This window comes from Desulforhopalus sp. IMCC35007, from assembly GCF_005116575.1.
In the GTDB taxonomy this organism is placed as follows: Bacteria; Desulfobacterota; Desulfobulbia; order Desulfobulbales; family Desulfocapsaceae; genus Desulforhopalus_A.
Genome location: NZ_SWCN01000031.1, coordinates 17718 through 44374, shown reverse-complemented (window position 1 = coordinate 44374; position 26657 = coordinate 17718). Strand labels below are relative to the sequence as shown.

Sequence of the window (26657 nt, the reverse complement as noted above, 5' to 3'; positions counted from 1 at the left end):
CAAAGTGTCAAGGCTGCGAGGAACGAGCACTCGCCTTGGTCTTGACACTTTGAGATAGCTGCACTACTCGGGCCTTTAAATAAACACGAAAGGTTAGCCGAATTTACAGAAAGAATGTTGCTTTATCCATTGAAGCGCTCTCATTATTGGGATAATTGCTGGTTTCATGAAAACAGGTCGTATCATTTCTTACAGATTGGAAATGATCTTTGACCATATCAGACTTCTTCGCTCAACATAAACATGACCATGTTGCTGCACGCTTAAATCAAAAAAAACACTATTGATCTGCAAAAATTTGCAGATCAATAGTGAGAAATTCTGCATGACATTGTTTTCCTCTGTAGAGAATAGAAAGATGACCGGAGTAGAGTTTTGTCCTCATTTTGTTTCCATAATCCCACAGCTCTCCCAGTACTGGAGGCTGGGTTGCACAACTCTGTTTTCAGGGCTCGGACATGAAGTCATCTCATCATCTTTTTGACTAGTATATGGCATAGTTTGTGCTGAATTAGAGTAGGAGGTTTGTTGTAAGGTGGAGGCTTTGTTGTTCAATAAATTAGAAGGAGGATTGACGATGAAAGTAACAAATAAAATTGTTGTTCCCGTAGATTTCTCAGAAGCGACCGATGGCCTTGTCGACTATGCTATTTCTATGGCGAATAAGCTGGCATCCAAGGTGCATTTTATTCATGTCCTGAATATGTATCCAGGTGATGCCATGTTTGGTGTTCCCTTCCCTCAGGATTGCGAAGAAAACCTTCGTAGTGCGGCTAAAGAGAGAATGTCAAATCTCATTACAGATATGACAGAAAAATCTGCCGGATGTACAGGTGAGGTTATTTCTGGTGATCCTGTCGACAAGATCCTTGCCTGCGCCAAAGAAAAAGAATCAGACTTAATTATCATAGGTACCCATGGCGCGAAGGGGTTGGAAAAAATTTTACTGGGAAGTGTTGCGGAGAGAGTCGTGAGAAAGGCAGAGTGTCCGATATTGGTCATGAATCCGTTTAAATAATTTCAGCCTCAAATATATGGTACAACCATAATGGGCTATGGGGTGTTCCCCATAGCCTGGGTCGTGGTTGCAGCTGTTGTATGATTATGTAGATTTTCAAGCTTGGTTTACCTGAGCTGTCAGTCCTTCATGGTGAGGTGGAGAAGAATAATGTACAGGGAGGTGTTTTCATATGAAAGAAGAATTGAACAAACTTGTGGAAAGACTGAAAACGGAACGAGACGAGTTGAAGTTAAGAATGCACCTGGCCTCAATGGAGGGAAAGGAAGAATTCAGTGAGGCGGAGAAAAAATGGCAGCAGTTGAAGGCAAAGGCCTCCGAAATAGCCGATGATGCCGTGGAAACATCCGAGGACCTCATTGCTAAAACAAAAATTGTGGGTGAAGAGCTAAAAGAGACCTACAAACGTATTTCTGAGCGATTATCGCAATAAGACTGTATTCGAGTATGGCTTTTACGAGCTTGCACAGATACGGCCCTTCTGGGTCCATATGAACAACGTGATGCTACTGTGATGTAATTTTTTATCTCATTTACTGGTTCTGTTTGGCTTTGAGGAGCCAGTCTATGATGGCGCCCGGATCCTCATTGCCCCCAGGCTTCACCTTTTTAGGTGGAGCCGCAGTTTTTTCGGCTTCTGCGATTACATCATCTGTAGCTGTTTGTGGTTCTATGACCTGGGATGTTTCCTGTGCAGGTTTGGCGACCTCTCCCTGACTCTCTTGGGTGCCGGTATTTGTAGCTATAGCTGCAGCCAGGTCGGGCATGGACGGTGGTTGTGGTGTGACGGGCTGTGACTGTTGCGAAACATCCTGAAGTTTTTCCGGATCTTTCTGAGCTTGTGTCATTAACTCCTGCCCGTCTTTCTGGGATATTTCCACCTCAGCTGGTGTTTTTTCCTGCACATCCTTAGGTACTTCTATTGTCATCTCAATGGAATTGGTGACAGAACTGTTCTGTTGCCCTGAGATAATGGCTGGCGATGTCGGAGTTGCTAATGCCTCAACTTGCTCTTTACCGGGAGCCGGAGTTTTCTCAACCATGACTTCTGGGGTAGCAGTTTTCCCAGTTAATTGAGGTGCTTGAGGTGTTCTTATCCCTGAGGGCTTTTGAGGTGGTGGAGCCGTTTGAATCTTGGGAACCTTCCGGTCGACAAGATCAACCTTGTTGGTTTCCTGTACTTTTGCTTCCTGCTGTCCTGCAGTCTGCTTTTCAGGGGATAGTGTTGTCGTTTCGGTGCTTTCAGCTGGTCCTGTATTTTCTTGTGGTTCAGAGCTCGTGCGGTCAGGGTGTGACACTGCAACTGTCTGGCCCTTCTGCAATGGAGCGGCTATTGTTTCACTGATTTTTTGTGTGAAGATCTGTATGATGGAGTTAAATGTATCTCCTTTAAATACCAGAAATGCGGCAAATACGAGCGCGACGGCAAAGATTGGCACAATTGCCCGAGAGAGCAGATTTCTTCTTTTTGTCTCCGGCCTTGGCATTATTTCAGGATCAGGGAGTGGTTTTGATGCCCTCTCAATCGCCTCAATGGACAGAGGTGGAATCTCAGATTCTTCGAGCCATTCATTGTTTGTATTGAAAAAACTATTTTTCTCATGGGAGGCAGGGAAGTGGGCAGGGTGGAGCTCTTTTGAACATCGACCAATCATCTCCTCAGAAATGATCTCCTGTTCCTCCACATAACCAAGCAGCAGGGCATGGTCGCAAATAATGTTAATGACCCGGGGAAATCCCATGGAGATGGAGTGAATGGCATCGATGGCTGCGGGGGTAAAGATCTCTTTTTTAACCCCAGCCACGGCGAGGCGGTATTCAACACAGGCTCTGGTTTCTTCGGCATTAAAAGGCGTCAGTGTGTAACTAATGGTTAAGCGTTGCCGTAGAGCTCTGTTCTTGTATTTTCCGAGGGTTTCGTTGAACTCGTTTTGCCCCACCAGCAGGATAGTGAATAATTTCCTATCTTGCCTCTCAATATTTGAAAGCAACCTGATTTCTTCAAGGGTTTCATCGGATAATTGTTGCGCTTCATCGATGATCAGAATGACTTTTTTATTGTCGGACTCCGCCTGCTCAAGAAATTGAGTGAAAAGCAGAAGAAACTCACTCTTACGTTCAAAATCGGTATCTATTTTGAACATCTGAGCGACGTATTTCATGAATTCGAGTTTTGTCAGTCCCGGATCAGAGACTCGCGCAGCTATAACATCATTTCCTAAAATATTTATAAAGGCATTGATCAGTGTCGTCTTTCCTGTGCCGACATCCCCGGTGAGCAGGAGGAATCCCTTGTCGTTTGTCACGCCGTATTTAAGGATTGATAACGCTTCTTTATGCTTTTCCCCCAGCCAGAGAAAGCTTGGGTCAGTGCTTATCTCAAAAGGATTTTTGTTGAGTTTGTAGTAGGAAAGATACATAGCCGGACTCCTCGGCATTAAGTATTCCAGTTCGCTGGGATGAAAAATAACCTGGTTTCTGGAGTACTGCTCAGTCAGATCAGGTTACCTATAACATTTCTTTTATCGCTTCTAAAATTGGATTGTCGTCTTTTATAGTTGTAGGCCGTGTAATATTTTTATTCAATCGGTTTTTTACACAATCGTATTGTTCCCAGCCTTTTAATGGGTAATTCAGATCAACGGAGTTCCACTTCTGGTGTCCGTTTTCTTTCAGCCACTGAAGGTTATCATGAAGCAGAGTTGCAAAGCTTCCAACATTTCTGCAGTTAGCGTTACGAAAATCATACGATACCAGTACGGCTTTGACTGCGACCGTGTTAACAGGTTCCGGCTGCCAGGAATACGTGGCTCCGGGGATTTCACCCTCGGGGTAAAAATCAACAATCGCCTGGTTTTCAATAGGTACCACGTGGAGATTGTCCGCATCGCTGATCTGTTCACTAAACAGCTTAACGGGATAGCCGGCTACATAGAACATCGCATCCACTGTGCCCGCTTTGAGTTGTTCCAGAGCGTCAGTTGTTCCAACCGTAACCATATTAGACGGCTGTATACCAGAAACTTTAAAGAGTAGTTTGGCCGTCAGATAGGTTCCACTTCCTTCCTGACCGATAGCAACATTTTTGCCCTGAAGATCGTCAAAACCTGTGATGTCTTTTTTGCCAACCAGATGAATCTCTTCATTATAAAGAGGAAAAACCATCTTCATTTTCCGGGCAATTTTTTGTAATTCAGGATCGGTTTCAATCTTGGCCACGAAGGCGAGTACGTCGGACTGGACAATTCCCATCTGGGTTCGCGGTCGTTTGTACACTGCATACACATTGGAAACAGAGCCATCTGAATTGAAAACAGAGAGGTCAATACCATTATGGCTCATGAGTTCTTTGAGGTTTAAGCCAAACTGATAATATGTTCCCTGAGGCCCACCGGTCATCATGCCCATAGGGGTCAGTTTTACGGGTTCTGCATTTGCCGAACATACTGTGAATACTGAAAACGAAGTGAAGAGAAATATGAAAAGTGCCGTTGAAAAGATTCGTGTCATTGTAGAGGTCTCCCTGGATAATAACATGATGCCTTCTCCTAGAGAATACGAGAAGACAGATACGAAATTTTAATATCTTTATTATCCTAACGAGATTGTGAATCGTTTTCAATTGTTTTTAGCGGCTTTAAAACCCGCAGGGGAATAGAGGAGGGCAGAGGATTATAGGCCTCCATACTGTGAACTTGTTGTACCGACTGAGTCTACACAGGATAAAAATTTGAATATTAAGGTTTTTTGACCAGTTGTAGTTGTTGCCTTGTCGTGTCAATACTGCTTCGTTGCCTTTATTCCAGAATTGCATATTCTGGCCTGAGTATAGGCTCCTGAAGCTGTTGGTTTTCTGTGCAGTTTTATCAGTGGCGTTCTTTGGACTGTCTTCAATAGAGCTATCTTTCGTAGGCTCTGGCCTTTCAATTCCACTATCAATAGCAGAACTTTTTATTGCCGGCCCGTGTAATTGTAAATGCGCTGTGAAAACGTGTAAAGAAGATCACGATTTATCATCCTGAAATAACACCATATTTATAAAATGACTGGTCAAGTTACTCATAAGTTAAAATGTCATATAGTAATAAATAATAAAAATGTAAAAAAATACATTGCGTGAATTGACATGGAATTTATGTGTAATTATTTTTCTTGGCAGGAAATGAGGTGGAACGAAATTTTCTGCAGGCCTGTCTGGGGTGCTTGCATGAAGGTAACTGGGATAATTTATAAATATCGTTCTATTGAGACGGGATGTAAAACAGAAAAAGATAAAACAGGAGGGATAGTCATGTGGACAAGAATCAGTGATCTTGATCGTATGTTTGCAACAATGGATTTACTTCGTGGTAAGATGGATCGGCTCGGTACGGGACTGGACAGATCCTATGGCGAAGGTTCCGGCTGGAGAGTTGTGGGTGGCTTTCCCAGAACAAATATGTATGACAACGGAGACTCTTTTCAGGTAATGGCTGAACTTCCAGGCGTAGCAAAAGAAGATCTCAGTATCAGAATCCAGGGAAACTACCTCGAGTTGAGTGGCGTGCGCAAAGCTGTTGTTCCTGAAGGTTTTACAGCGCAACGAGTTGAGCGGGATTCTTCGTCTTTTACCCGTAGTTTTACCCTTGAGGCTGAGGTTGATGCTGACAAGGTTGAGGCCGTCTTGAAAGATGGCTTGCTCACCTTGATTCTACCAAAGGCAGAATCTGCAAAACCAAAACAAATTTCAATCAACTAACCCGTTACAATTACAGACAGAAGACGGAGGTAGAACAATGAGCACGAATACCGAACTTACCAAAAGAACAGAGGACATGGTGGAAAAACGTCCGGACTTGCTGACAGTAGCACCCGCTGTCGATATTTTTGAGAATGATCATGAAATCCTTCTCAAGGCGGACATGCCAGGGGTGCTTAAAGAAAAAATATATGTGAACATCGACAACGGCAAACTTGAGGTATCCGGAGCGCGTCACCTTGAGACGAAGGGGGCCAGAAACTGGCAGGAATTTGATGATGTCGAGTATCGCAGAGTGTTTTCTGTGCCGCAGACAATTGATGTAGAAAAGGTACATGCGGAGCTCAAGGATGGAACACTTGAGTTGCACCTGCCAAAAGCGGAGTCAGCTAAACCGAGAACAATTCAAATCAGTTAAAATCAGAGTCGTTGCAGGTTGACGAAACATGTTGTGAGTTGAGTGTAAGATTTCCGCTGAAAGGGTAGTAAAAAAAGAGGGTACCAGGGTGCATCGGTTACCCTCTTTTTTTTTAAGTCAGACGATTCGACCATGAGATCTGGTCTGGTTCTCTTTGCTCTCTGTAGCTTTAAAGCGGAGGGCATTTTTACTGGCTTTCAACTTATTTGGGGTAGAAGAGATGAGTTGAGTCGATTTCTGTGAGTATCTCACGGGTAAATTTACGAGCTTCCTGCCGTGCTCCGGTAAGATCCGTCAGTTTGTAATTGCCGCATTCTATAGCGGAAGCTCCTGGAATAGCACCCTTGAAATCAGATATATGCTGGAATAGTTCCACCATCAGGGGGATGATCTCCTGGGATTGCAGGTCACCTGCAAGCAGGAGATAAAATCCGGTCAGACAGCCCATTGGACCGAAGTAGATTGTTTTATTGGCATAGAGAGGATGGTTCCGGAGAAATGTTGCTGCGATATGTTCTATGGTATGGGCCGCGGCAGAGGTCAGAGCGGCTTCTGTATTGGGCTCTTTGAGTCGCAGATCAAAGGTTGTTACCGTTTCTGTGCCGATACTGTCTTTTCTGGACACATAAATTCCTCTTTTGAGCTTTGTATGATCGATGGTAAAACTTGCTATCTTTTCCATTTCAGGCACTCTCTTGTATATTTTTCAAAAGGTGTAAAACCATTTTGACTGAATTTTCTGCCACTCTTGCCATGCAGGCGCTGTAGTTGCCGACACTCCCATGCTCGTATACTTTGTCTGAAACCGATCGTATCAATACGAAAGGAACATTGAAGAGGTAGCTTGTTTGGGCAATTGCCGCACCTTCCATTTCCACAGCCATTACCTCGGGGAAATTCCCCAGAATTTTATTTATCTGGTCAGGTTGATGGACAAAGGAATCTCCTGAAAGAATTGTTCCCTGATGAATTTTTACTGATTCATCTTCAAAGGTGGTCCTGCATGCCATATCCATAAGATATTGGCTTGCCCTGTAGGCCGTTGGCATTTTAGGGATTTGTCCGAATTCATAGTCAAATGCCGTGGCATCTGCGTCATGGTAACGGACCTCGCTCGAAATAACGATGTCTCCAATATTGAGGTTTTCAGGGAAGCCTCCTGCAACACCGGTATTTATGAGGTAGTCAGGTGCCAGTTTATCTATCAGTAGCGTTGCGCCAACCGCAGCATTTACTTTGCCGATCCCACAGAGAAACACTACGACCTCTGTTTCGCCCACCCGACCGGTGTAGTAGGTGAATTGACCAAAGTTTACTGTTATACAACGGTCGATTTCTTCAACAAGCAGAGAAAGTTCTTCTTCCATTGCCGCTATAATTCCAATTTTCAATCCGCTAAATCCTTCCAGTTTTGTTGTATCTACGTTCGGTAAGCTCACGTTCAACCGAGCTGTAATCAATGGTTGCCATAGTAAACCGGAAAGTGTAATTAGTAAAATTACTACTTCTGATGATTTTAGTTAGTTTAGCTTCTTTAATAAGGTGTAGAGGAATACGATAATGCTGCCGGATTTCAACAGGTTAAAGGTGTTTTATCATATTTACAACGAACAAAGCAGTACAGCTGCGGCCAGGCAACTGCATATCACCCAGTCAGGGGTCAGTCAGCACCTGAAAAAACTGGAAGAGGAGATGCAGGCAGTATTGTTTACCCGGGTGAAGCGACGGTTAGTTCCAACTGCTGCGGGGATAAAGCTCTATGAAATTGTAAAAGGTTTTATGGTTGAGCTGGAATATGGGGTGCAAACCATACATGAGACAACTGAAAGACCAGCAGGGCTTCTTCGTATTGGTGCTCCTTCCGAGTTTGGTAAAAATTATATTCCCCTGATTTTTGCAAGTTTTAAAAGAGCGTATCCTGATGTATCGTTGTATCTGGAGCTGGGCGACCCAAAGCACCTTTTTTCCATGGTTGCAGAGGGGAATCTGGATTTTGCCTATATTGATATCTTACCCATTTTTATAGACACTCCAGGTGGGGTGTCATCTTACACTATTGATACTGTTGTCTGTGAGGAATTTGTCCTCGCCTGCTCTGAAAGGTATTATAACCGTTATATTGTAAAGCCCAGTTTCGACACTCTTGTGGGCTTGGAATTTATTGCCTACAAGCGTGATCCGGCACTTCTTCTCAGCTGGTTTGACCTGCATTATGGTACCACACCTTCAAAGCTGAAAGTGGCATTTACAGTGGACAGTGCCCAGGCGATCATTGCTGCCATAGAAGAAGATCTTGGCCTTGGTATTACCGTAAGTCATCTTATGAGAAAGCAGATTGCAGAGGGGGCGATTGTGCCAATCACAATTACCTCAAAAAAACTTAAAAACACCATTGCCTGTGTGCGATTTAGGGATAAAAAACAGACAATCACAGAAACCGCTTTCCAGACACATCTGGTCAAGGAGCTGGGGAGAAATCCATCTTTGCTGAGACAGTTGCGCGGCTAAGGCCGCTGGAAGAAAAGGAGACAAGAAGATGCAGTCCCGAGAGACTATCTGGATTCTAGGCGGTGGAAAATTTGGTCTTCGTGCCGCCAAACTTTTACGACGGCTGACGCCTCAGCCAGCCATCGTGGTCATTGACAACAGGCCGGGACCTGAGCTTACAAAAGGGCTTGAAGGGATCGAGACTATCTGCGCCGATGCCGTTGACTGGTTTACAAAAAACTTTGTTGCAGGTGCCTATGTCAGCAGGGTTGTCCCGGCTATTCCGCAACACGTCGCAGTGGAATGGTTGAAAGCAAAACTGGCCGAGACCAACTTTCTGGTAAAAAATCTTGCCTTACAAGATGAGTTGCTCAACCAGCTGCCAAATCCTTTTCGTACCGGACCAGGGCAAATTGCGGTTTCCTATGCGGACTTTCTCTGCCCGGAGAACTGCCCCGAACCGGAACAAACCTGCACGGTTACGGGGGAACCTCGGTCCACCCCATTGTACAGCTATCTGAAACAGTTCAAATTGGCAGGTTTTACACCGGTCATCCTGCGTAGCCGACAGTTTGCGCCGGGAGTTGGCGGCTTTTACCCTGAGGATTTATGGCATCTGCTGGCAGAAGTAGAGGCCTTACCACAACAGCCGCTCCTCATCGGTACTGCCTGCAAATGCCATGGCATTGTTGATGGATTACTCATTCTATTGAAATAGCTTCTGCAGCAGCTTTCCAGCCTGATCGCTCAGCTGTTTTTTCCCTGCCTCTTTGATAAGATCGCCAAGGGCCCTCTGGATAACCTTGTCACTGACTGAGGGCTTTGAAACAGTGCCTGTTATCGGAACAGTGATAGAAGTACCTTCCAGATATTTGTATACATCTCCGCCGACCATCTTTCGGGTAATTGGGATCTTTGCAGTATAGTCCAGACTCTGATCAAAGCCGATTGAGCCTTCCATGATAAGAGAATGTTCGTTGATGACAGCTTCAAGGGGTGAGCAGGTAATACGTTCATCTTTTCCGACAAAGGTCATCGGTGTGTCGGAGAGTCGTATTTCATTTTCGTCAACCTTCATGACAGCAAGAAGTGGGGTGAGTAGAGTTCCGGCCTGCAGCTTCACATCATTAAAGGTGAAGGTTCCTTGAAAGGTAATATCTTTTTGCAGCTTCTTGTCGGTGGGTACTTTGAGATGCTCCATTTCCAGATTGATGGTTCCAAGGGCCACCGAGGCACCTTTGAATAACGGGTGGACTTTGGCCAGCAGATCGTTGGACATTTCTCCCGTGAGGCCGACTTTATCCAGAATCATACTGTTTTCCGGCAGGGTGATAACGGGGGAGGTTCCTGTAAAATCAATGGCAGGTTTGACCGTGAGTGCCCCTTTGTTGACCGTGGCCTTCATATCTATTGTTGCAAGCGCGTCTTTCAGTTGCAGCGGCAGACTGAGCGACTGAATATCGAGTCCATATCCTCTGATGGTATCGGCTTTTAATGCGGTCGCAAAAATACTGTGTTTTGGTATCTCTACCCACTTCCCTGCTGTTGTACGTGCCTGCAGATCAAATGGGGTATTGGAGACGCCACCCATGGTCAGTTTAAGCTCTGCAAAAGAATTCAAAATCTCGCCGATCAAAGCGAGATCAAGGCTCGTAGTGCCTTTAGCGGAGATCATCTGCTCCTTGTTTTCTGGCAGAAGGGTCGCGCTGGTTTCTAGGATCAGTGGCTTGGAATTGAGTTTGAAATTTTTGATGGTGTAGTTTTTTGCAACCAGATCAGCCAAAACTTCCAGTTCGAATTGGACATTTTCTTCGGTTATTGTCTTCTCTCCATTGTGAAAGGTCAGGGGATGGATATCAGCCGTGAGGGCTATGGCTGGTTTTTCCAGCTCGCCATCTATATTGATGGAAAGATCAAGTGCTCCTGCAAGCCTTTGCTCTGCAGGGAGTGAGTCAAGGGCGTGGAGCAGGGTTGTGATACGCTCAAAGTCAAAGCTGCCTTTGAGTTGCCCTGCGGTAACAGCGCCTGGCGTTTGAGCTGTTTTAAGACGAATGTTTTCCACTGCAATAGTTCCGTTGCCCTGCCAGGAAGAAAAATCAATTGTACTGTTAAACAGGGAGGTGGGCTTCATCTTAGGATCGAGCTGCACTTCACTTGTAATCCTGGTGGTGAGGGGGGCAACCGGGCTCAGGACTACTCCATTGTGGCTCAGTTTGAAGTTATCCACTTTGATATCTGCTGTTACCGCACGCTTTTCTTTACCCGCATCTGTCACATTTACGTCAATGGCTAATTTACCAGCAGGCGCCCACCCGTCCAGATCGATAAATTTTTCAAATTCACTGAGTGCTGTTCCGATATCTGAAAAAAGATGAAGCTTGATGTTTTGGCTGTCTCCACTACCACTTGCCTGCAGAAAGGATGAATCGACGTTGAGCATATCAAGGCTAAGGGTGTCGGGGCTCTGCCTGCCTTGAACGGTAATTTTCACAGGTTTGTCCCAGGTGATCTTTTTCTGTTCCGCGATCCCGGCCAGTCGTTTAAGGTTGGCGTTTGCCAGAAATATGGTGGACGTGCCTTCAGTAGAAAGATCTGCTGTTAGATCTATCATTCCCTCAGAGAGGCTCACTCCTTTTTTGAGGTTGAGGGTTGCCGGGAATTGAGAAAGTAGCTCGGCACCATTTACCTGAGCCTGGGCTTTGATAGTCTGAACCTTCTCTCCTACCAAGCTTCCTGTGACCGAGCCATTCAACAGTGGAGATTGAAACTGTAATTTTTCTATTGTTAGGATGTCCTGGTTTTTTTGTACGGTTACATCGACATTTATGCGATCTATTGACGGTGTGTCTGACTTGAGGGGACCATCCTGCAGAGATAAATCCCGGACAGCAAGGTTTCCGGTTAGGCCAATTGAAGACGTCCCTTTACCAGAAATCTGAAAAAGTCCATTGATGGTGCCTTTTCCGTTTGGAATATTTGCCTGTTTGGCTGCAATGGCGAGCAGGTCTTCTATCTGCCAGTTTTCAATTTTGAGATCTGCCTTTGACTGGAGAGCATCCAAGGACTCGGCGAGTTCCTGGGGCAGCAGAACATGACCTTCACCTGTGATCCGGCCTGTTCCGGGATCATCCTGAAAACTGAGCTGGTAATCGATTATTTTGGTGTCGCCATTGATCTTAATCAGCAGATTCAGGTCTTTGACGACTGTTTTTTTAAGGTTATCCTGGCCGATGGTAAGCAGGCTTCCATCAGTAATATTAAGCTCAGCATTGACGGGTGGCAGAAGCACAGTGGAACTCTGGCTGTCTTTCGTTTTCTGGTCGCCCGCCTGTTCAAGCTCTATTGTTTCTTTTACCACTTCTGTCGAGGCCGTGTCCGCTGTAGTGGTTTTTTTGTCCGTTGGTAAGATTATTGTGGCTTGAGGCCTTTTGATATCAACTATTCCGACATCTGTATAATCTGTGGCAAGGGCCAGCAAGCCTTTACTTGTGGTAATTGTATCGGCTGTAAAATTGACTCCCTGGGCAGGATCCTCATATTTCACTTCACCAATCTGTACGCCTTTGAGCCAGGAGAGGGTCAGCTGAGAAAAGTTGAGGTTACCTGGGATTCTTGTGTTGATAAGGTTTTTAACCTGATTATTCACCCAGGAAGTTGAGCAGATTTGTGGTAGAAAAACCAGACCGAGCAGGAGGAGAAACAGAACTCCCAGGCCAATTTTAAGCAGAGGGGATTGTAGCAGAACTTTTTTTGATTGTGCCATCGTCTTTAGCTCCTCAGGGTACGTTGTCGGCGTGTTAGCATCGTTTTCGCATGCAGGTGGATGCTAAAAAGAAAGATTGTTATTTGAAAAGGATACCGTCCTGTTGTGATAAGATGGTTATAAATTTATGAAGGTAAAGAATTTTACTTCAATATTTGGGCTTAATATAGTCTTTTTGCTAGGAAAATGTAACATGTAACGTAGACAACCTCAGTAAAGGAGCCTGACTTGGCGATGCTGGAACGTCCAATCCTGATTGTTGAGGATGATAAGAACACCTCGAAACTGGTTACAACCTATCTTGAAAAAGAAGGTTTTTCCACAATTGCAGCCTATGATGGTGAGCACGCACTGACGCTTGCGCGCCTTAAAAAACCTGGGTTTGTCATACTGGATGTGATGCTGCCCAAGGTCGACGGCTGGGAGATATGCCGGGAACTCCGAAAGTTCTCTGATGTTCCTATCCTCATGCTGACTGCCCGTGAAGAAGAGATAGACAGAATTCTTGGTCTCTCATTAGGGGCGGATGACTATGTGGTGAAACCTTTTAGTCCAAGGGAACTGGTGGAACGGGTCAAAGCTATCCTGCGTCGCACTCAACCCAGGCTTCCGGCTCGTGATAAGGTGTTCTGCCATAAAGACCTGGTGCTTGATCCCGGTAAATTCAAGGTGACCCTTGCGGGGAAAAATATAAATCTCACAACCTCTGAATATAAGCTTCTACATATCCTGATGCGTTCGCCCGGCCAGGTCTTTTCAAGAGAACGGTTGCTGGCCCGTTTTTATGAGCATGGGGAGACGGTGGTTGAACGGGTTATTGATGTGCATGTGGGTAAGATACGGCAAAAAATTGAAGAAAACCCATCAAAGCCACAATACATCATTACGGTTCGGGGTTTTGGTTATAGCTTTGCAGATGGCAGCGAGGACTGATTGGATGAAAAACCGGCTGCTCTGGAAACTGCTCCTGACCAATATTCTCCCCGTTATTGGGGTCATTTTTCTCATTGTCTGGTTTGCCGTCGATAAGCTTGCCGCCAACTATTTCATGGCGCTCATGGAAACCTATGATGTCTCACCGGATGAGATCCATCAGATGTTTCTCACGTCGATTCATTATTACCTGGTCTGGGCAAGTCTTGCCGCCTTGGGCCTCGCGATTGTGCTCAGCTACCTTCTTACTCGAAGAGTGCTGCGGCCGCTTTCCCAGATGACGGCAATCACCAAGGAAGTTGCCGCTGGAAATTTTAGTTTAAGGACGAAAGTCAAAACAAATGATGAGGTGGGCGAGCTTGCGGTTGCCTTTAATAAAATGGCAGACAGTCTGGAGCAGATTGAGCAGTTGAGGAAAAATATGGTGGCCGATGTTGCCCATGAGTTGCGTACCCCGCTCACCAATCTCCGCGGATATCTCGAGGCCCTGCACGACGGTATCATTCCCCCCACAACAGAGACCTTTCAGATGTTGCAGCAGGAAAATCTGCGGCTTGTTCATCTGGTCGAAAATCTTCAGCAACTCGCCAGGGCAGATGCGGCGAGAGCCTATTTGAAACGGGAAAAACTGAACCTTGGAGAGCTTGTGCAGCAGATGGTGGAATTGCAGGAACCAAATTTCAGAGCAAAAAATATCGGGGTGTTTATTTCAGATCATGCAAGGGATGTGATGGTGGCGGCGGACCCGGATAAAGTGCTGCAGGCTCTTAGAAATATGACGGAGAACTGTTGGAAATACACTCCTGCTGGTGGCCAGGTAACAATATCTGTTGCAGCGGTTAACTCAGGGATCAAGGTGGACTTTCAAAACAGTGGCCCGGGGATATTAAAAGAAGACCTCCCCTATGTTTTTGAGAGGTTCTTCCGGGCGGATCGCTCCCGATCAAGGGATGCGGGAGGTGCAGGCATCGGTCTTGCCATAACCAGAGAACTCATAGAAGCCCATGGCGGTCAGGTTGGTGCAGAGAGTCGGCCCGAAGAAACCCATATCTGGTTTACCCTGCCTGTTTGACAGTACCAAAGTTCTTGAAGGTGTTATCCTGATCGCAGCTTTTACAGATAAAATCCAACTTGATGGTATGCCTTATTATTTTTGTCCCCTCTGGAGTGGGAGGGGACGACAGCCCTTATTAGACAATATGAAGATCGATTCCCATTTGTGAAAAAGTTGGTTCAAGGTGTTTCATTGCCGTGGCCTGATGTTCTTTTACCGCTTCCTGAAAACAGTACCAGTTAGTCTTCTCATAATCGACGTCCTCCCTCCATGCATACCAGCAGTTGTCGGTAAGTAATTCAAGAATGCTGCCTTGCATGGCCTCTTGTTTCCAACTATTTTTATTGAAATTTTTTAACCAGGGGGCGAGTTTTTTGTAGGCTTGCAGGCGTATCTTCTCGTTTATGTTTTTGCAGCCGGAGTAGGTGGTACCACCCATGGCACCATAGAGATCTGATTGTAATTCACTCCAGGAAAGATTGGCCGCAATAGCTTTGGTCTGCAAGTGGTTGCGATACCGTTGGTAGATACATTCTGCTGCCTGAAGAAAACGCCTGGTATTGTCAACCTGACCATCAACCAGTCGGTTGTCATCCCAGCGGTGAGCGATCCAGTCGGGATGGTGTTCTGCATCAGCGTGTCCGATGTCTGGTTTTGGGTCCAGAGCAATATTGTTGAAATAATCATACCAGCCAACAAAATTCTGATGGGCCCAGGTATCAGCATAGGCATGGGTTGCAATGCCGATTCTGTACAACCTGGTTTCTGAAGAATTGTTGAGAGCTTCATCGAAAAGCAGACCAGCCAGGCCATTATCGGGTGTGGTGTTGAGTATATGCATTTTCCCATCTCTTCTCCTGGCATTCGGGTCGTTGGGTTCGCCTGGAACAAAATGGAAAATTGGGTATATCCTCATCAATGTATGTTTTGGTTTCAGGATATTCATTGTTTGCGAGATATAGTTTTCATATATCTCGTCATTGTTCCGGTTCTGAACCCGGACAACCTCATCGTTTTCATCGGTAAATTCACTGGCCCATGCAATCCTGGTGGCGTCTTTCTGGCTGAAACCTGCAGCGTGGGCGATAATTCCAGTAATGTAATAATGAAATTCAGTATCCATGTTTAGCCCTCTTATGATATCTTTGTATTGGCCTGCCAAAAAACCTGATGATTATTCATGAAAATTCCTCAGTTTATTACCTCAAAACTGTATCCTTCAAGTAGATTCTGCCATTGGCGTAGCTCCTTATGGTTCATAGGTTTGTCTGGTAATTGTGGTTGTGATGCTGGCTTTCTGGTGATCATCTGACTATGCAGACCAAAGGGATGGTACGGCAGAAGCCGAGCCCGGGTTACACCTGTCTCCTCAAGCAGCTCAGCTATTTGTCTAAGATTTGTCGTGGTTGCCGTGTATGTTGGAATAATTGGGATGGAGACAATGAGCTTCTCTTTGTATAAACCTGTGAGTCGCTGCAGGTTCTCAATGATTAGACTGTTATCCTGACCGGTGCACCGTATGTGTTCTTTTGAATCAACTCTTTTTACATCGAAGTAAATCAGATCAAGGGTCTCAAACAATTGTCGAGCTTTGTCGTTCCAATTAAAAAACCCGCAGGTCTCTATGGCTGTATGGATCTTTTTTTTGTGCAGGCTCAGTGTTAATTCGAGTGAAAAATCCATTTGGCTGGTGGGTTCTCCGCCACTAAGCGTCACCCCACCCCCTGAAGTCAGGTAATAATTCTGGTCACGCAGAAGTATTTCCATTAGCTCGTCAAGATGGTATTCCACACCCACTTTTTGCAGAGCTTTTGATGGACAGACCTCAATGCAAGCCATGCAGTACGTGCAAAGAGAAAGGTCAATACGCGCGATGCTTTCAACGGTGATAGCGTCTACGGGACAGGCAGCGGCGCAGTCTCCGCAACCGATACAAGATTTTTTATTAAACGAAATCTCCGGGTAGTGCTCCTGAAATTCAGGGTTGTGACACCAGAGACAGGACAGGGGACACCCTTTGAAAAAAAGAGTGGTCCGAATTCCCGGGCCGTCATGAATTGAATAGCGGCCAATGCTGCCGATTATTGCAGTTGTCATAACCTGGGCATGAGCTGGAGTAAGCGTTTGCTCATATAGCCAAATTTGGAAATATAATTTAAGTTCCCATTGGTCTGGATCTCACGGTTGAGCATGGAGATAAGGATATCCTGTTTTGGTGAGAGTAAAAAGTTCAGCAGGGCTTTGCCGCTGCGAAAGGTGACAGTGATGTTGGGATCCTTAATTGTCCCTTCAACGACTTTCATGCGGTTTTTCCCAAAAATAGCAGCTACTGTTACCTCACCATCTTTGCTTGCAAACTGGTATCGGCCATTAAAATTGACGATATTGCGTCTGTAATCGGGCTGAATTACAAACATGATTTTCATCAGAGTAAGCAGGGTCTGGAGGAATTCTTCCGCAACTTCTGATTCGATGCAGTTGTTTAATTGCCGCCAAAGTCCCTGGTAAACCTGCTCTTGGATCAGTTCGATCATTGTAAGCTCCTTTATCTGCTACTCAGGGAAGTCAACGGCATGACCGTTTGTAAGATTGTACTGGGTACGGTGTATCAGCTCATCTTTCATGTGTTCGTTGAGATGCTTGAAGTAGGCAGAGTAGCCTGAAACCCGAACCATGAGTTCAGGATATTTTTCTGGATGTTTTTTGGCATCAAGCAGCATCTCATAGGTCATAAGGTTGAACTGGACCTGCTGCCCACCCGAACGAAAATAGGCCTCTACGGTTTGGGCAAAACGTTTGCCCATGGCATCTGTATCTTCTTCTGGGGTATATTTCATGTTGAGGGCCCAGCAGCCGGGGATTTCAGTCCCTCCGAGTTCTGCGACTGCATTGAGACAGGTTGTGAGTTCGGGTGCCGCACCAGAAACCGGAGTGATACCGCTTGCAAGCAGCTCGTTTGCACGCCGTCCATCCGGCAGGGCACTGCTGATTGCCCCAAGGCCTGCGTGATTTGTCATGGTCCAGTAGGCAGGGCGGTATTTTCCACCTCGGTAGTTGGTGTAGCTCTGATAGGTCTGAAACAGAAAGCGGGTGAGGTTGCGGGCGTTTTTCCTGGCAATGGGGTGTTCGGTGCCGTATTTCGGGGCACGGTTTTGCAGGTAAACCCGCATTTTTTCACCATCGCTGCCGCTGAAATTGTTTCTGACTGCAGTAAAAAGTTCCTCAAGTGTGTATTTCTTTTCATTAAATACAACCTCTTCAATGGCATTCAGCGAATCTACAACGTTGGCAAAGCCAATGTGGGTAGCACCTGAGGAGTTGTAGACTGCCCCACCTTGTATCAGATCACGGCCCTTCTCCATCGGACCTTCAAAAAAAGCAGAAAGAAGAGGGGAGGGCATCATCTGCTGGTGGATGGTACCGAACATTTCGTTAAGCTGGACCGCCTGGTCAATGAGCCATCTGGTCTGGTTCTTAAAGATTTCCCAAAACCCTTCAAAGCTGCTGATCTGTGATGGCGAAGCGGTGACAGGGCCTATCTGTTCCTCCTCTGTGATGGGGCGTTTTCCCTGATACATTGCCATTTCCATACAAGCGACAAGATTGAGCATGATAGAGCTCGATGCAGGGTAGTCCCGGCCGCTGCTGGCCAGTTCTACACAACCTATTATTGCATAGTCCCTGGCATGTTCAAGGGTTTCACCCTGACCCATAAGTGCCTCTATGTTTTTCACATCGTTGAAAAATGCAGGCACCGCCCTGGTGTTGATGATAACGTCTGATACGCGCCTGCAATATTGGTGGGAGTTTACCTCGTAATGGTATCGGGCATTGACATTTGGGTCGCGGGTTTTCAGGAGTTCAGTCACCCTCAGCATAATATAGGTAAGATCATTGACGCAGTCCCTGCCTTCTTTATCCACGCCTCCAAGGGTAACGGCCGGAACTGTTCCGGCACCGCCAAACATTTCTTCAGAGGCTTCCGGAACCATGGTGACGTTATCGGATAGTTTCAGCCACAGGCACCCAAGGATTTCGATAGCCTCGGCAACAGTGAGTTCCCCTTTGGCTATATCTTGCTGATAATATGGCCAGAGTATCTGGTCGAGTCTGCCGGGACTCATGGCCATATTTATGTTTTCTGCATGAATGCCTACCTGACAGATCCATATCGCATTAACCGCCTCGCGAAAGGATCTTGCAGGTTTTGCTGGGACATGGCGACAGACTTTTGCTATCATTTCGAAATGATTTTTTATCTCAGGCTGGTCTGAAATTTCAGCAAGATTTTCAGCCTCTTCGGCTAAATGTTCGGCGTAGATTATGATTCCTTCAAGGGCAATCTGTATGGCAGCATAAAAGTCCTGTTGCTGTTTTGTTTCAGGGTTGTTGTCTGCTGCAAGCTGATTTTTTCTTGTTTGTGCAATTTGTATGAGCCCTTCCAGCCCCTGCTCAAGCATAGGTTTGTAGAGCGGGACGGCATGGGAAATACAACCAGCTTTACCAGCCAGGAAAAAACTCAAATTTTCAAACAACTGTAAGCATCTCGGATTGCCGAACCGGGTCCGGGCAAGCTCAATGACGTTGCGGTCCATCCAGAAAGGAAAAATCTCAAAATTGAGTTCATCGGCTTCAGCCGTTGTAAGGGTCATTGGATTTTTTTCTCTGGTGCTGACGCTATCCAATTCTGGCCAAAGATAGAGGGCAAAGAATTCAGGAAAAAGCGGAGCGCCCAGTGGTTTACTGGTGGTCGAGCCTGCAAGCAGGTTTTTATCAAAAAATTGGACTGATTTATGCCGAAGGAAATAGTGTACGGCTCTTGCCTGCCGGACCTCTGGTGCATCATCAGGCTTGTCATGTTTTCGCAGGAAGCGGGTGATATAACGTGCTCGTTCTATGCAGATTGCAGGTTTGCTGTTCAACGAAAGTGTGCGTAATTCAGCAAGTCGCGGCAGGCTGGCAAGGGTATAGTTCTCTAGAGAGTAATCAGGAAGGTTAAGTAGTGTCATGAGAATTCCTCCTCGGCCAATTAATATGTGTTATTTTGATAGCTTGAAAAAATGATTCACCTTATATTTTAGTTTTTCCTCTCTTTATCCAGGGTATCCAACCCTATCTCAAGTCGATGCTTCTGCCACTGGGCATCGAGCAGAAGAAAGTAGCCAAAGAGTTGATATCTATATTTTTGCGGATCAACAGAGGAATGAAACGGTGTATCAAGGGCCGTGGAATAGATGAGCTGGCCCAGAAAAAGCCCCGATGCAATTTCAACTAACTCATCGAGACAAAAACCGATGGGGATAGGACCACCGATCATGGGATACCGATAGTGAAATTGAAACACCTTTTTCTTTTGCCCTGGACCACTGTTCATTGGCAGTATCGATTCCCGGTCATCGGTACCTAAAAAGACATATCCTTGTCTGTAAAATGGAGAAGGACTTTTGTCTGAAGCGTCTTGAAGTATGGGGTGGAGTGGGTGATAGTTGATATCAATCTGATGCATCAGACCATCGAATGTGAGAATACGTTCGTCCATCAGATTAGTACCGTAAATCCAGTTATTGTCCGCCTCCTTTTGCCAGAACAATTTATCATCGTCATTCATGGTTGTGTCCCAGCTGCCATTTTGCAGATGTGCATGAAACATTCCCGGTTTCTGCCAAAAACCATCTCTGTTTTTTTGAATAAGATGGTAGTGGGGGGCACTGGCAGGGCAATTTCGCAGCTCTTCAACACGATGAGGGTAGCGCTCTGCGAGATCCTTACTTTCATCGAGGAACATACTGAGTTTTCGGCCACTGATTTTTTGAAAGGATTTTCCGGCCCATGGGAATATATATTTGCCTATTGAATGCCAGATGGCATCGAGAAGGTTGTCTGGTGGACAGGCGGCGGATTTTAGTGTGTCTGCAAGGAACTCCGGGAAAAACAGAGAGTCGTCCAGCTGTTTTTCAAAATCAGGCCGGAAAGTATCTTGAAATCCACAGTGTAAATTGAGATTTGCACCGTGATAAAAGTCCAGGCCTGTAATGGGTTCCGGCTTACCGTACCAGGATGTTGCCGCTGCTGTTAGTCTATGGTTGTATTTTTGTTGTCCACTTCCCGTGAACAGACCGTTTTCGATGTGAGGTGCGATCCCACGACGAAAGAGCATATTGAATTTTTCGAAATAACGCAGTGTATCTTCATGACGACTTTGTCTTGAAATTTCATTGCTGATGCGTTGGAGCATCTGCAGGATAGACTCCCCTTCGTTGAGCTCATTGCAGATATCAGGCTCGTCCGGACGCGGAGAGGGTTCAAGGATAAAGGTTGTAAATTTTTCTCTGAGACTGCGGTCATTTTTCCAGCTCTGCTGAAGCCTGTGAGGGGGATGACGCTTCTCAGGCTTGACGGGAGGTTCTAAAGACTGTGATAGCTCGGTGTAGGCAAATTCTCCCGACCGTGGACGAATTTCATAAAAACTGTCCGCACTATATATTTCAGCAGAATTGTCTGGGTCCAGCATGAGAAAATAGCCGTTATTCTGGTATTGATAATAGGCCGGTGATACAGCTTTTCCTGTTCCTGGATTATAGGGCTCACCAATGGAATGCTCAGGTAGAACAATACCGAGTGGTGAGGTGATAGTGCCCAGACTGAAGTGGCGGGTGGCATAAATGAGTTGGCCGAGATAAATGCCATCCGCTATCTCTACGAGTTCGTCAATTAGTCTGGTCATCGGATACACAGGGGCAAGGCGAGGCCAGCGGTAGTTGAGCTGATAGACAGGTTTCTCTGCAGTCTCCGGCAGAATTGAGGTGCCCAGATCGCCTAAGAAATAGCCTCCGGTTTTTTGAAAAGGAATCTTAAGTTCCTTCGCCAGGTTTTCTTGAAGAAGTATGCTGTCAAAATCGTCCCGGGATGTGTCCAGAGGCCTCTCCTTTAAATTCCACAACACGGTGAGAGTAGGCAGGCTGATGATTTGCAAAGGGGTCGGATCTGGAGGGGTACGGAAGAAGTTTCGGCCAAGACGGGTAGTGTTCTCGTTATAGCTTTGCAGCACTGCAGCATTGCCGTTACATTTTTCTTGTACAGTCTGCCTGTCTACCGGTTCAAAGGTTTTTCCCATCCACAGGCCACTATAGGCAAAGCTCATATTCCAGGCGGTGGACATCCATTCGATACTGGCGACATGGGAGCGATCAAGGTCAAAGAGCCGGGCCGCGTCTCTGAAATAATCACTATCCCGAATACCCATGGATACTCCAACCATTGGGCCATTGATGGTTCTACAGCGCCCACATTTAAACAGCGTTTCAAGTTTTTTATGCAGCCCTGGCCACAGCTGGCGCTGCTTGTTGTCAGAGAGAATTCTTTTGTAATTGGCAAGAGTTGTGTAAATGTTGCCTCCAAAGTCTTCGGCAAAGATTTGCGCCAGATCTCCTGCAAGTTTATCCGCTGTGCTGGAAGACGATGAAGGAAAATTTTCTGCTGAAAGATAGATACCCATCTGTTTCTCCCCCTCAGTTACAAAAAACGTTAAGTGGAAAGTAATCTCCAAAATGTAAAACATTGAATAATGATGCGTTTACAATTGGTACGTTGCCGCTGAGTTCTCTTGCCTGCCCTACGGGATGGTGACGGTTTGTATCCTGTTGTTGCCTGAAATATTCAGGGTTACATCGGTTTTTTTTCCCATGTAGATCACCGTAAAGGTGTTTTGCCCCTGGGGATGATTGATGATGATTATCCCCTGGTTATTTGTATAACCAATATGTTTGTCATGATGAGTAACAACGGCAGAGACTGCTTTTATCTGTTGTTCGGCACTGATAATTTGAAAAATATCCGCAATTGCATGTGTTGATAGTGTCTGAAGAACGAGGAGGGTAATCGCAATTTTTTTCATGATTGACCTCTAGTTTGGGGTTGGACACGCTTCAATATCTATGGATGCGGCGGTGAGTGTTATGTCATGATAGATTATCTTATTGCCATCTAATGATTTGATGATGCTTGGTTTGCTGTCCTTGAAATTCTTTATTTCTCCACTGAGATCTATCTGGGCGAAATAGGATTTCCCACAGTTTCCACACAGCGTAAAATCGATCTGTTTGACTTCATCTTCGATCGGGACTCCTTTTTTGATGTCACAGATATATGAGAAAAAACCGTGGATATCTGGCCCCTGTGGCGTACATTTGGGCTTCTGGTAGGAGAGATGTCCCCGATCGAAGTTGACTACCTGGTCTTTGGGAGGGACGAGCCGTCCTGAAATAAACCACTCAGCGGTGGAGTTCATTGTTTGCTCAAGTTTCAATTGCTCTAAATCGACAGCTTTGTCATAGCCGTAAGCGGCAAGTATTGAACCGATGAAAACGAAGGCAAGTGCAGGATAGTTTGTGGTAAGTTTTCCAAAGAAGGGGACATCGACAACTGTTTTCTCACCCTTTTCGGTCTCTACCTTGTACACCTTCTGGAGAATAAGAGATAAACCTCCAAGTAGGATGATGAGTGCGGCCAGAATATATAAAGACATTGCTCCTGTCATGATTCCTCCTCTACGAAGAAAACAGATAACTTTGGATTAATCACTCTGTGCTTCTTCCTGCACCTCCCCATACTGCAGATGTGAGAGTCGGGCTGTTCAATAGGTAGCAATTCATCTGTGTTCCCCTCCTCAGCAGGGAAGTATCCACAGGATGAAATATCCTTGCCTAAAAAAGAGATTGCAGGTGGCAAAACAACGTAGAGGGTTAATGGCTGGTGTAGGGAGAATGAGGTGACAGCGACGGATATGTGCAATACATGCAATGTGGGAATTGGTGACTCCTGACAATTGCAGATATCGTCTGACATGTCAAAGCCATTTGTTACTGTGTAATCCCCCAAAAACAGTTGTTTAAGTCTACTTTTATTGTACCTTTTTCAGCACCTATTTGCAAAAAATACTTCAGCCGGAATTATTATGTAACAAAGGGAAAGGGGTCTTCATTGCCAAAGCCCGGTGGCACATTAAAAAATGTATGGCAGTTCAAGACAAAGAGGTACATAAGGTGTCGATATTGCACCATTCACCCATAATGAACTAGTAGTTGTTGTAAAAAAGCAACTACGTTTTCCCCTTTACACAATCTTTACACACCTTTTAATCGCCTTTTACATTGCGTCCCCATTGTAATCGATAAGAGGAATAGGCCTCTTGTAACATTCACGATTATTATTTTTCGGAGGACAGACAATGAAACGCTCTCAATTGAATCTTTTGACAGGTACCCTCTTTCTGGCTGTTATTGGCTTATCAGGTTGTACGGGACACGATAAAATGGCAATGGCAGATGGCATGAAGCATGACTCGACGATGATGAAGACAGAACCCATGGATAAATCGAGCAAAAAGATGGCAGAGGATAGGAACAAGCCTGCGGCAACTGAAATGAATCATAGTATGGATACCATGAATGTTACAGTTCAAGAGCCCATGGATACGATGAAACCTGCAATGGAAAATGAAATGGTCCCAATGGAGAGTAGTGTAGAGACTCCAATGGAAGCTGACATGAAACCCATGGAATAGCTTGGTGGGGATCTGCGTTAAGTCAACTCATACAAATTCAAGAAAGGGCAGGGAATACTATGAAATTACGCAATAAAATAGTTTTTATGCTTGTCGTCAGCCTGTTTTCAGTTTTGTTGAGCTCTTTTTCAGCTCTTGCTGAACGACAGAAGGCGGTTTTTGAGGTCGGCTGATATGACGTTGGTAAAGCTGCCCTGGAAGGGCAGCCCGGCATTATAGTGGTTGAAAAGGGTTGGAGTCATGGGCGGGAAATTAACACGGTTGTTTTTGATACGGGCAAGACTGATATTGGCTTCATGGAACAAACACTTCAACAGTCGGGAACCTATATCAGCACAATTGAAAAATAACCGTATGCGACATTACCGGTCCGGGGTAAGTGGTTCTAACAGGTATTCAGGGAGGTGACGCATGAAATCTTTTCTCATCATACTATTTTGTATGGCGTTTATTGTGGTTGGCACAGTGATCGCAAAGAATGTAAATGAATCTCAGCCGGGCAAAGAGACGGCTATGATGAAGGGGACAGATGGTACTCTTGCAAAAGCGGTGTTTGCCGGAGGCTGTTTCTGGTGCATGGAAAAACCTTTTGAAGAACGTGAAGGCGTTGTTGCCGTGGTTTCAGGATATGCGGGGGGCGATACTGCGCATCCCAGTTACAGCAACTATATGAAGGGGGGGCATATCGAGGTCGTCGAAGTTTCCTATAATCCAATGATTATAACCTATAATGAGCTGCTTGATATTTACTGGAGACAGGTTAACCCGACCGATGCCGGGGGACAGTTTGTTGATCGCGGCCATGGTTATACCACAGCAATCTTTGTAAACGATGCTGAGGAGAGGCGGATTGCGGAAGCGTCGAAAATGGCCTTGGGGAAAAGTGGTGTGTTTAATAAACCTGTAATAACCCCAATTATGGCAGCGGTTCCTTTCTACCCGGCTGAACAGTATCATCAGGACTATTACAAGAAAAATCCGATCAGATACAAGTATTACAGATCCCGTTCAGGTAGAGACCAGTTTCTTACAAAGATATGGGGAGATGAAAAGGTGACGAAACGAAACACCCCAGATAACAATGGGTTAAAAGAAAAGCTGACTCCTTTACAGTTCCACGTGACTCAGGAAAATGGAACAGAAGCACCGTACAATAATGAATATTGGAACAATAAAAAGTCTGGAGTCTATGTGGATATTGTCTCTGGTGAGCCACTTTTCAGTTCTCTGGACAAGTATGACTCAAAAACAGGCTGGCCAAGTTTTTCCCGTCCTCTGGTCAAAGAAAATATTGTGGAAAAAGAAGATGTTTCACTTTTTTCTGTGAGAACCGAGGTCCGGAGCAAAAAGGGAAACTCGCATCTGGGGCACGTCTTTGAAGATGGCCCGGCTCCTGATGGGCTCAGGTACTGTATCAACTCTGCGGCCCTTCGTTTTATACCAGCTGAAAAATTAGAGGAAGCCGGCCTGGGGGAACTCGCGAAAGATTTTAGGTAGCAGGAATTGTATCGGCTCCTGAAGTTAAAATTTGTAGAGAGCACTATTTTATCGTAAATAGTGCTTTTTTTATTTGAATTTCTCTTTTACCTTGTGAAACTATTTTCTTTCATTTTTCCTGTGCAATTCTGGCTTCTGGTTTCTATGATGTTGATATCAGTTGTAGAATTATTGAAATATTGAATTTAGATAACAACCTGTATTGAAATAATTTCTCAACAGGAGAAAATGAGAGGGCTGGGAGTTGAAAATAATCTCAGTGTCTTTTAAAATCTGATAGATGTTCACGTTCATCAGGATTTTTTGTAAATTTATATCTGTATCTCGGGGCCGTTCATGAAAATTCGTAAATCCAGTAGTCACCGTTCAACGGGAACGAGTGCGACGAACAGTACTTCGGCGGCGACCGCAGCCAAAGCGTATGCCGATGCCTCAGTGGCACCTGCCCGCACAATCACCGATACAACCACTATAATGGGGATTCCTGAAGCGGAATTGACGCCAAAAGTACGTGAGGCCATTTTAACCCTGATGCAGGAGGTGGACAACCTTCGCCGCTCCATGGATGGTATGAGTAAACGCCTGGCGGCAACGGAAGCACTGGCAGACCAGGATGTTCTGCTTCCTATCTATAACCGTCGGGCCTTTGTTCGTGAGTTGACCCGTCTGCAGGCCACAGTAGAGAGATACAACAGTGATGCCTCATTGGTGTATATTGATCTTGATAATTTTAAGTCGGTAAACGATACCTATGGACACAGTGCTGGGGACTATTTGTTGTCGGAGTTTTCCGCAAGGCTTATGGACAGTGTCCGTGAAACTGATATTGTGGGGAGATTAGGGGGGGATGAATTTGGGCTTATTTTGTCGCATACCCATCGTGAGGCGGCAAACACTATGACGGGCCGGTTGGCCAAAGACTTGAAAGAGAATCCTGTGCTCTGGGAGGGGAATCCACTGGAGGTGGGCATGTCCTATGGTATCGTGGCCATTGAGCCTGGCCGGGATGTACAGGACACCATGGATCTGGCAGACAGTGCAATGTACCAGCAAAAATTGAAGGGGAATAAATAGGCTGTGCTTTTTCCACTGCAATCAACGGATAACGTTTTTTGTCCCCCGTGCTGTGCAGTTTTATCTCCTCTTGTTTGCAGGGCTCTCTCTGCTCTACCATCCTAGCATGAGAA

The 26657-nt window shown here is 45.6% G+C and carries 23 protein-coding genes; 11 read left to right on the top strand and 12 right to left on the bottom strand.

Annotated elements, in window-relative coordinates:
• The first annotated feature begins 577 nt into the window (after positions 1-577).
• Both FCL48_RS22180 and FCL48_RS22175 read left to right on the top strand, forming a co-directional pair.
• Positions 578-1018 carry a universal stress protein gene (locus FCL48_RS22180; RefSeq protein WP_136875808.1) on the top strand — a complete coding sequence of 147 codons (441 nt, stop codon included), beginning with the start codon at positions 578-580 and terminating at the stop codon, positions 1016-1018.
• 172 nt (positions 1019-1190) lie between these two features.
• Entirely contained in the window at positions 1191-1451 is a 261-nt protein-coding gene (locus FCL48_RS22175) for a hypothetical protein (protein ID WP_136875806.1), read from the top strand.
• Between the two features lie 100 nt (positions 1452-1551).
• Here the strand turns inward: FCL48_RS22175 and FCL48_RS22170 are convergent, their stop codons facing one another.
• Positions 1552-3438 (bottom strand): AAA family ATPase, encoded by a 1887-nt coding sequence (locus FCL48_RS22170; RefSeq protein WP_169309331.1) that lies wholly within the window; start codon positions 3436-3438, stop codon positions 1552-1554.
• A gap of 88 nt (positions 3439-3526) precedes the next feature.
• Positions 3527-4528, bottom strand: a complete 1002-nt coding sequence (locus FCL48_RS22165; RefSeq protein WP_136875802.1) for a TAXI family TRAP transporter solute-binding subunit — start codon at positions 4526-4528, stop codon at positions 3527-3529.
• Between the two features lie 781 nt (positions 4529-5309).
• On the opposite strand from FCL48_RS22165, the gene FCL48_RS22160 reads away from it, so the two are divergent.
• On the top strand, positions 5310-5756 hold the full coding sequence (locus FCL48_RS22160; RefSeq protein WP_136875800.1) for an Hsp20/alpha crystallin family protein: 447 nt from the start codon (positions 5310-5312) through the stop codon (positions 5754-5756).
• 37 nt (positions 5757-5793) lie between these two features.
• Positions 5794-6174 carry an Hsp20/alpha crystallin family protein gene (locus FCL48_RS22155; RefSeq protein ID WP_136875798.1) on the top strand — a complete coding sequence of 127 codons (381 nt, stop codon included), beginning with the start codon at positions 5794-5796 and terminating at the stop codon, positions 6172-6174.
• Between the two features lie 202 nt (positions 6175-6376).
• On the opposite strand, the gene FCL48_RS22150 is transcribed toward FCL48_RS22155, so the two are convergent.
• Positions 6377-6856, bottom strand: coding sequence for an S-ribosylhomocysteine lyase (locus FCL48_RS22150; RefSeq protein ID WP_136875796.1), 480 nt, complete (start codon positions 6854-6856; stop codon positions 6377-6379).
• A gap of 1 nt (position 6857) precedes the next feature.
• Entirely contained in the window at positions 6858-7565 is a 708-nt protein-coding gene (locus tag FCL48_RS22145; protein ID WP_136875794.1) for a 5'-methylthioadenosine/adenosylhomocysteine nucleosidase, read from the bottom strand.
• 169 nt (positions 7566-7734) lie between these two features.
• On the opposite strand from FCL48_RS22145, the gene FCL48_RS22140 reads away from it, so the two are divergent.
• Positions 7735-8682: a LysR family transcriptional regulator gene (locus FCL48_RS22140; RefSeq protein WP_136875793.1), complete on the top strand. Its 948-nt coding sequence runs from the start codon at positions 7735-7737 to the stop codon at positions 8680-8682.
• 28 nt (positions 8683-8710) lie between these two features.
• Positions 8711-9379 (top strand): hypothetical protein, encoded by a 669-nt coding sequence (locus tag FCL48_RS22135; RefSeq protein ID WP_136875791.1) that lies wholly within the window; start codon positions 8711-8713, stop codon positions 9377-9379.
• On the opposite strand, the gene FCL48_RS22130 is transcribed toward FCL48_RS22135, so the two are convergent.
• Positions 9368-12424 (bottom strand): hypothetical protein, encoded by a 3057-nt coding sequence (locus tag FCL48_RS22130; protein ID WP_136875789.1) that lies wholly within the window; start codon positions 12422-12424, stop codon positions 9368-9370. The genes FCL48_RS22135 and FCL48_RS22130 overlap by 12 nt on opposite strands.
• Positions 12425-12658: 234 nt before the next feature.
• Here FCL48_RS22130 and FCL48_RS22125 point away from each other — a divergent pair, with 234 nt between their 5' ends.
• Positions 12659-13357, top strand: coding sequence for a response regulator transcription factor (locus FCL48_RS22125; RefSeq protein WP_136875787.1), 699 nt, complete (start codon positions 12659-12661; stop codon positions 13355-13357).
• Positions 13358-13361: 4 nt separating this feature from the next.
• Positions 13362-14429: a cell wall metabolism sensor histidine kinase WalK gene (locus FCL48_RS22120; protein WP_169309330.1), complete on the top strand. Its 1068-nt coding sequence runs from the start codon at positions 13362-13364 to the stop codon at positions 14427-14429.
• Between the two features lie 118 nt (positions 14430-14547).
• On the opposite strand, the gene FCL48_RS22115 is transcribed toward FCL48_RS22120, so the two are convergent.
• The 7 genes from FCL48_RS22115 to FCL48_RS22085 form a co-directional block, all read right to left on the bottom strand.
• A complete protein-coding gene (locus FCL48_RS22115) occupies positions 14548-15534 on the bottom strand; it encodes a DUF6765 family protein (protein ID WP_136875783.1) in 987 nt (328 codons plus the stop codon).
• 68 nt (positions 15535-15602) lie between these two features.
• A complete protein-coding gene (locus FCL48_RS22110) occupies positions 15603-16508 on the bottom strand; it encodes a glycyl-radical enzyme activating protein (RefSeq protein ID WP_136875781.1) in 906 nt (301 codons plus the stop codon).
• On the bottom strand, positions 16505-16945 hold the full coding sequence (locus FCL48_RS22105) for a hypothetical protein (RefSeq protein ID WP_136875779.1): 441 nt from the start codon (positions 16943-16945) through the stop codon (positions 16505-16507). The genes FCL48_RS22110 and FCL48_RS22105 overlap by 4 nt, the downstream gene beginning before the upstream one ends.
• A gap of 18 nt (positions 16946-16963) precedes the next feature.
• Entirely contained in the window at positions 16964-19420 is a 2457-nt protein-coding gene (locus FCL48_RS22100) for a pyruvate formate lyase family protein (RefSeq protein ID WP_136875777.1), read from the bottom strand.
• 68 nt (positions 19421-19488) lie between these two features.
• Entirely contained in the window at positions 19489-21906 is a 2418-nt protein-coding gene (locus FCL48_RS22095; RefSeq protein WP_136875775.1) for a hypothetical protein, read from the bottom strand.
• 117 nt (positions 21907-22023) lie between these two features.
• On the bottom strand, positions 22024-22305 hold the full coding sequence (locus tag FCL48_RS22090; RefSeq protein WP_136875773.1) for a hypothetical protein: 282 nt from the start codon (positions 22303-22305) through the stop codon (positions 22024-22026).
• A 9-nt stretch (positions 22306-22314) separates the two neighbouring features.
• Positions 22315-22947: a hypothetical protein gene (locus FCL48_RS22085; protein ID WP_136875771.1), complete on the bottom strand. Its 633-nt coding sequence runs from the start codon at positions 22945-22947 to the stop codon at positions 22315-22317.
• Positions 22948-23637: 690 nt separating this feature from the next.
• Here FCL48_RS22085 and FCL48_RS22080 point away from each other — a divergent pair.
• The 3 genes from FCL48_RS22080 (at position 23638) to FCL48_RS22070 (ending at position 26544) form a co-directional block, all read left to right on the top strand.
• Positions 23638-23973, top strand: a complete 336-nt coding sequence (locus tag FCL48_RS22080) for a hypothetical protein (RefSeq protein ID WP_136875769.1) — start codon at positions 23638-23640, stop codon at positions 23971-23973.
• A 411-nt stretch (positions 23974-24384) separates the two neighbouring features.
• Entirely contained in the window at positions 24385-25470 is a 1086-nt protein-coding gene (gene msrB, locus FCL48_RS22075) for a peptide-methionine (R)-S-oxide reductase MsrB (protein ID WP_136875767.1), read from the top strand.
• Positions 25471-25806: 336 nt separating this feature from the next.
• A complete protein-coding gene (locus FCL48_RS22070; protein ID WP_136875765.1) occupies positions 25807-26544 on the top strand; it encodes a GGDEF domain-containing protein in 738 nt (245 codons plus the stop codon).
• Positions 26545-26657: the final 113 nt, after the last annotated feature.

Excerpts from the sequence above, each read along its gene's own strand:
- FCL48_RS22180 (WP_136875808.1), top strand. The coding sequence starts at position 578 with ATGAAAGTAACAAATAAAATTGTTGTTCCCGTAGATTTCTCAGAAGCG.
- FCL48_RS22175 (WP_136875806.1), top strand. The coding sequence starts at position 1,191 with ATGAAAGAAGAATTGAACAAACTTGTGGAAAGACTGAAAACGGAACGA.
- FCL48_RS22170 (WP_169309331.1), bottom strand. The coding sequence starts at position 3,438 with ATGTATCTTTCCTACTACAAACTCAACAAAAATCCTTTTGAGATAAGC.
- FCL48_RS22165 (WP_136875802.1), bottom strand. The coding sequence starts at position 4,528 with ATGACACGAATCTTTTCAACGGCACTTTTCATATTTCTCTTCACTTCG.
- FCL48_RS22160 (WP_136875800.1), top strand. The coding sequence starts at position 5,310 with ATGTGGACAAGAATCAGTGATCTTGATCGTATGTTTGCAACAATGGAT.
- FCL48_RS22155 (WP_136875798.1), top strand. The coding sequence starts at position 5,794 with ATGAGCACGAATACCGAACTTACCAAAAGAACAGAGGACATGGTGGAA.
- FCL48_RS22150 (WP_136875796.1), bottom strand. The coding sequence starts at position 6,856 with ATGGAAAAGATAGCAAGTTTTACCATCGATCATACAAAGCTCAAAAGA.
- FCL48_RS22140 (WP_136875793.1), top strand. The coding sequence starts at position 7,735 with ATGCTGCCGGATTTCAACAGGTTAAAGGTGTTTTATCATATTTACAAC.
- FCL48_RS22135 (WP_136875791.1), top strand. The coding sequence starts at position 8,711 with ATGCAGTCCCGAGAGACTATCTGGATTCTAGGCGGTGGAAAATTTGGT.
- FCL48_RS22130 (WP_136875789.1), bottom strand. The coding sequence starts at position 12,424 with ATGGCACAATCAAAAAAAGTTCTGCTACAATCCCCTCTGCTTAAAATT.
- FCL48_RS22125 (WP_136875787.1), top strand. The coding sequence starts at position 12,659 with ATGCTGGAACGTCCAATCCTGATTGTTGAGGATGATAAGAACACCTCG.
- FCL48_RS22120 (WP_169309330.1), top strand. The coding sequence starts at position 13,362 with ATGAAAAACCGGCTGCTCTGGAAACTGCTCCTGACCAATATTCTCCCC.
- FCL48_RS22115 (WP_136875783.1), bottom strand. The coding sequence starts at position 15,534 with ATGGATACTGAATTTCATTATTACATTACTGGAATTATCGCCCACGCT.
- FCL48_RS22110 (WP_136875781.1), bottom strand. The coding sequence starts at position 16,508 with ATGACAACTGCAATAATCGGCAGCATTGGCCGCTATTCAATTCATGAC.
- FCL48_RS22105 (WP_136875779.1), bottom strand. The coding sequence starts at position 16,945 with ATGATCGAACTGATCCAAGAGCAGGTTTACCAGGGACTTTGGCGGCAA.
- FCL48_RS22100 (WP_136875777.1), bottom strand. The coding sequence starts at position 19,420 with ATGACACTACTTAACCTTCCTGATTACTCTCTAGAGAACTATACCCTT.
- FCL48_RS22095 (WP_136875775.1), bottom strand. The coding sequence starts at position 21,906 with ATGGGTATCTATCTTTCAGCAGAAAATTTTCCTTCATCGTCTTCCAGC.
- FCL48_RS22090 (WP_136875773.1), bottom strand. The coding sequence starts at position 22,305 with ATGAAAAAAATTGCGATTACCCTCCTCGTTCTTCAGACACTATCAACA.
- FCL48_RS22085 (WP_136875771.1), bottom strand. The coding sequence starts at position 22,947 with ATGACAGGAGCAATGTCTTTATATATTCTGGCCGCACTCATCATCCTA.
- FCL48_RS22080 (WP_136875769.1), top strand. The coding sequence starts at position 23,638 with ATGAAACGCTCTCAATTGAATCTTTTGACAGGTACCCTCTTTCTGGCT.
- msrB (WP_136875767.1), top strand. The coding sequence starts at position 24,385 with ATGAAATCTTTTCTCATCATACTATTTTGTATGGCGTTTATTGTGGTT.
- FCL48_RS22070 (WP_136875765.1), top strand. The coding sequence starts at position 25,807 with ATGAAAATTCGTAAATCCAGTAGTCACCGTTCAACGGGAACGAGTGCG.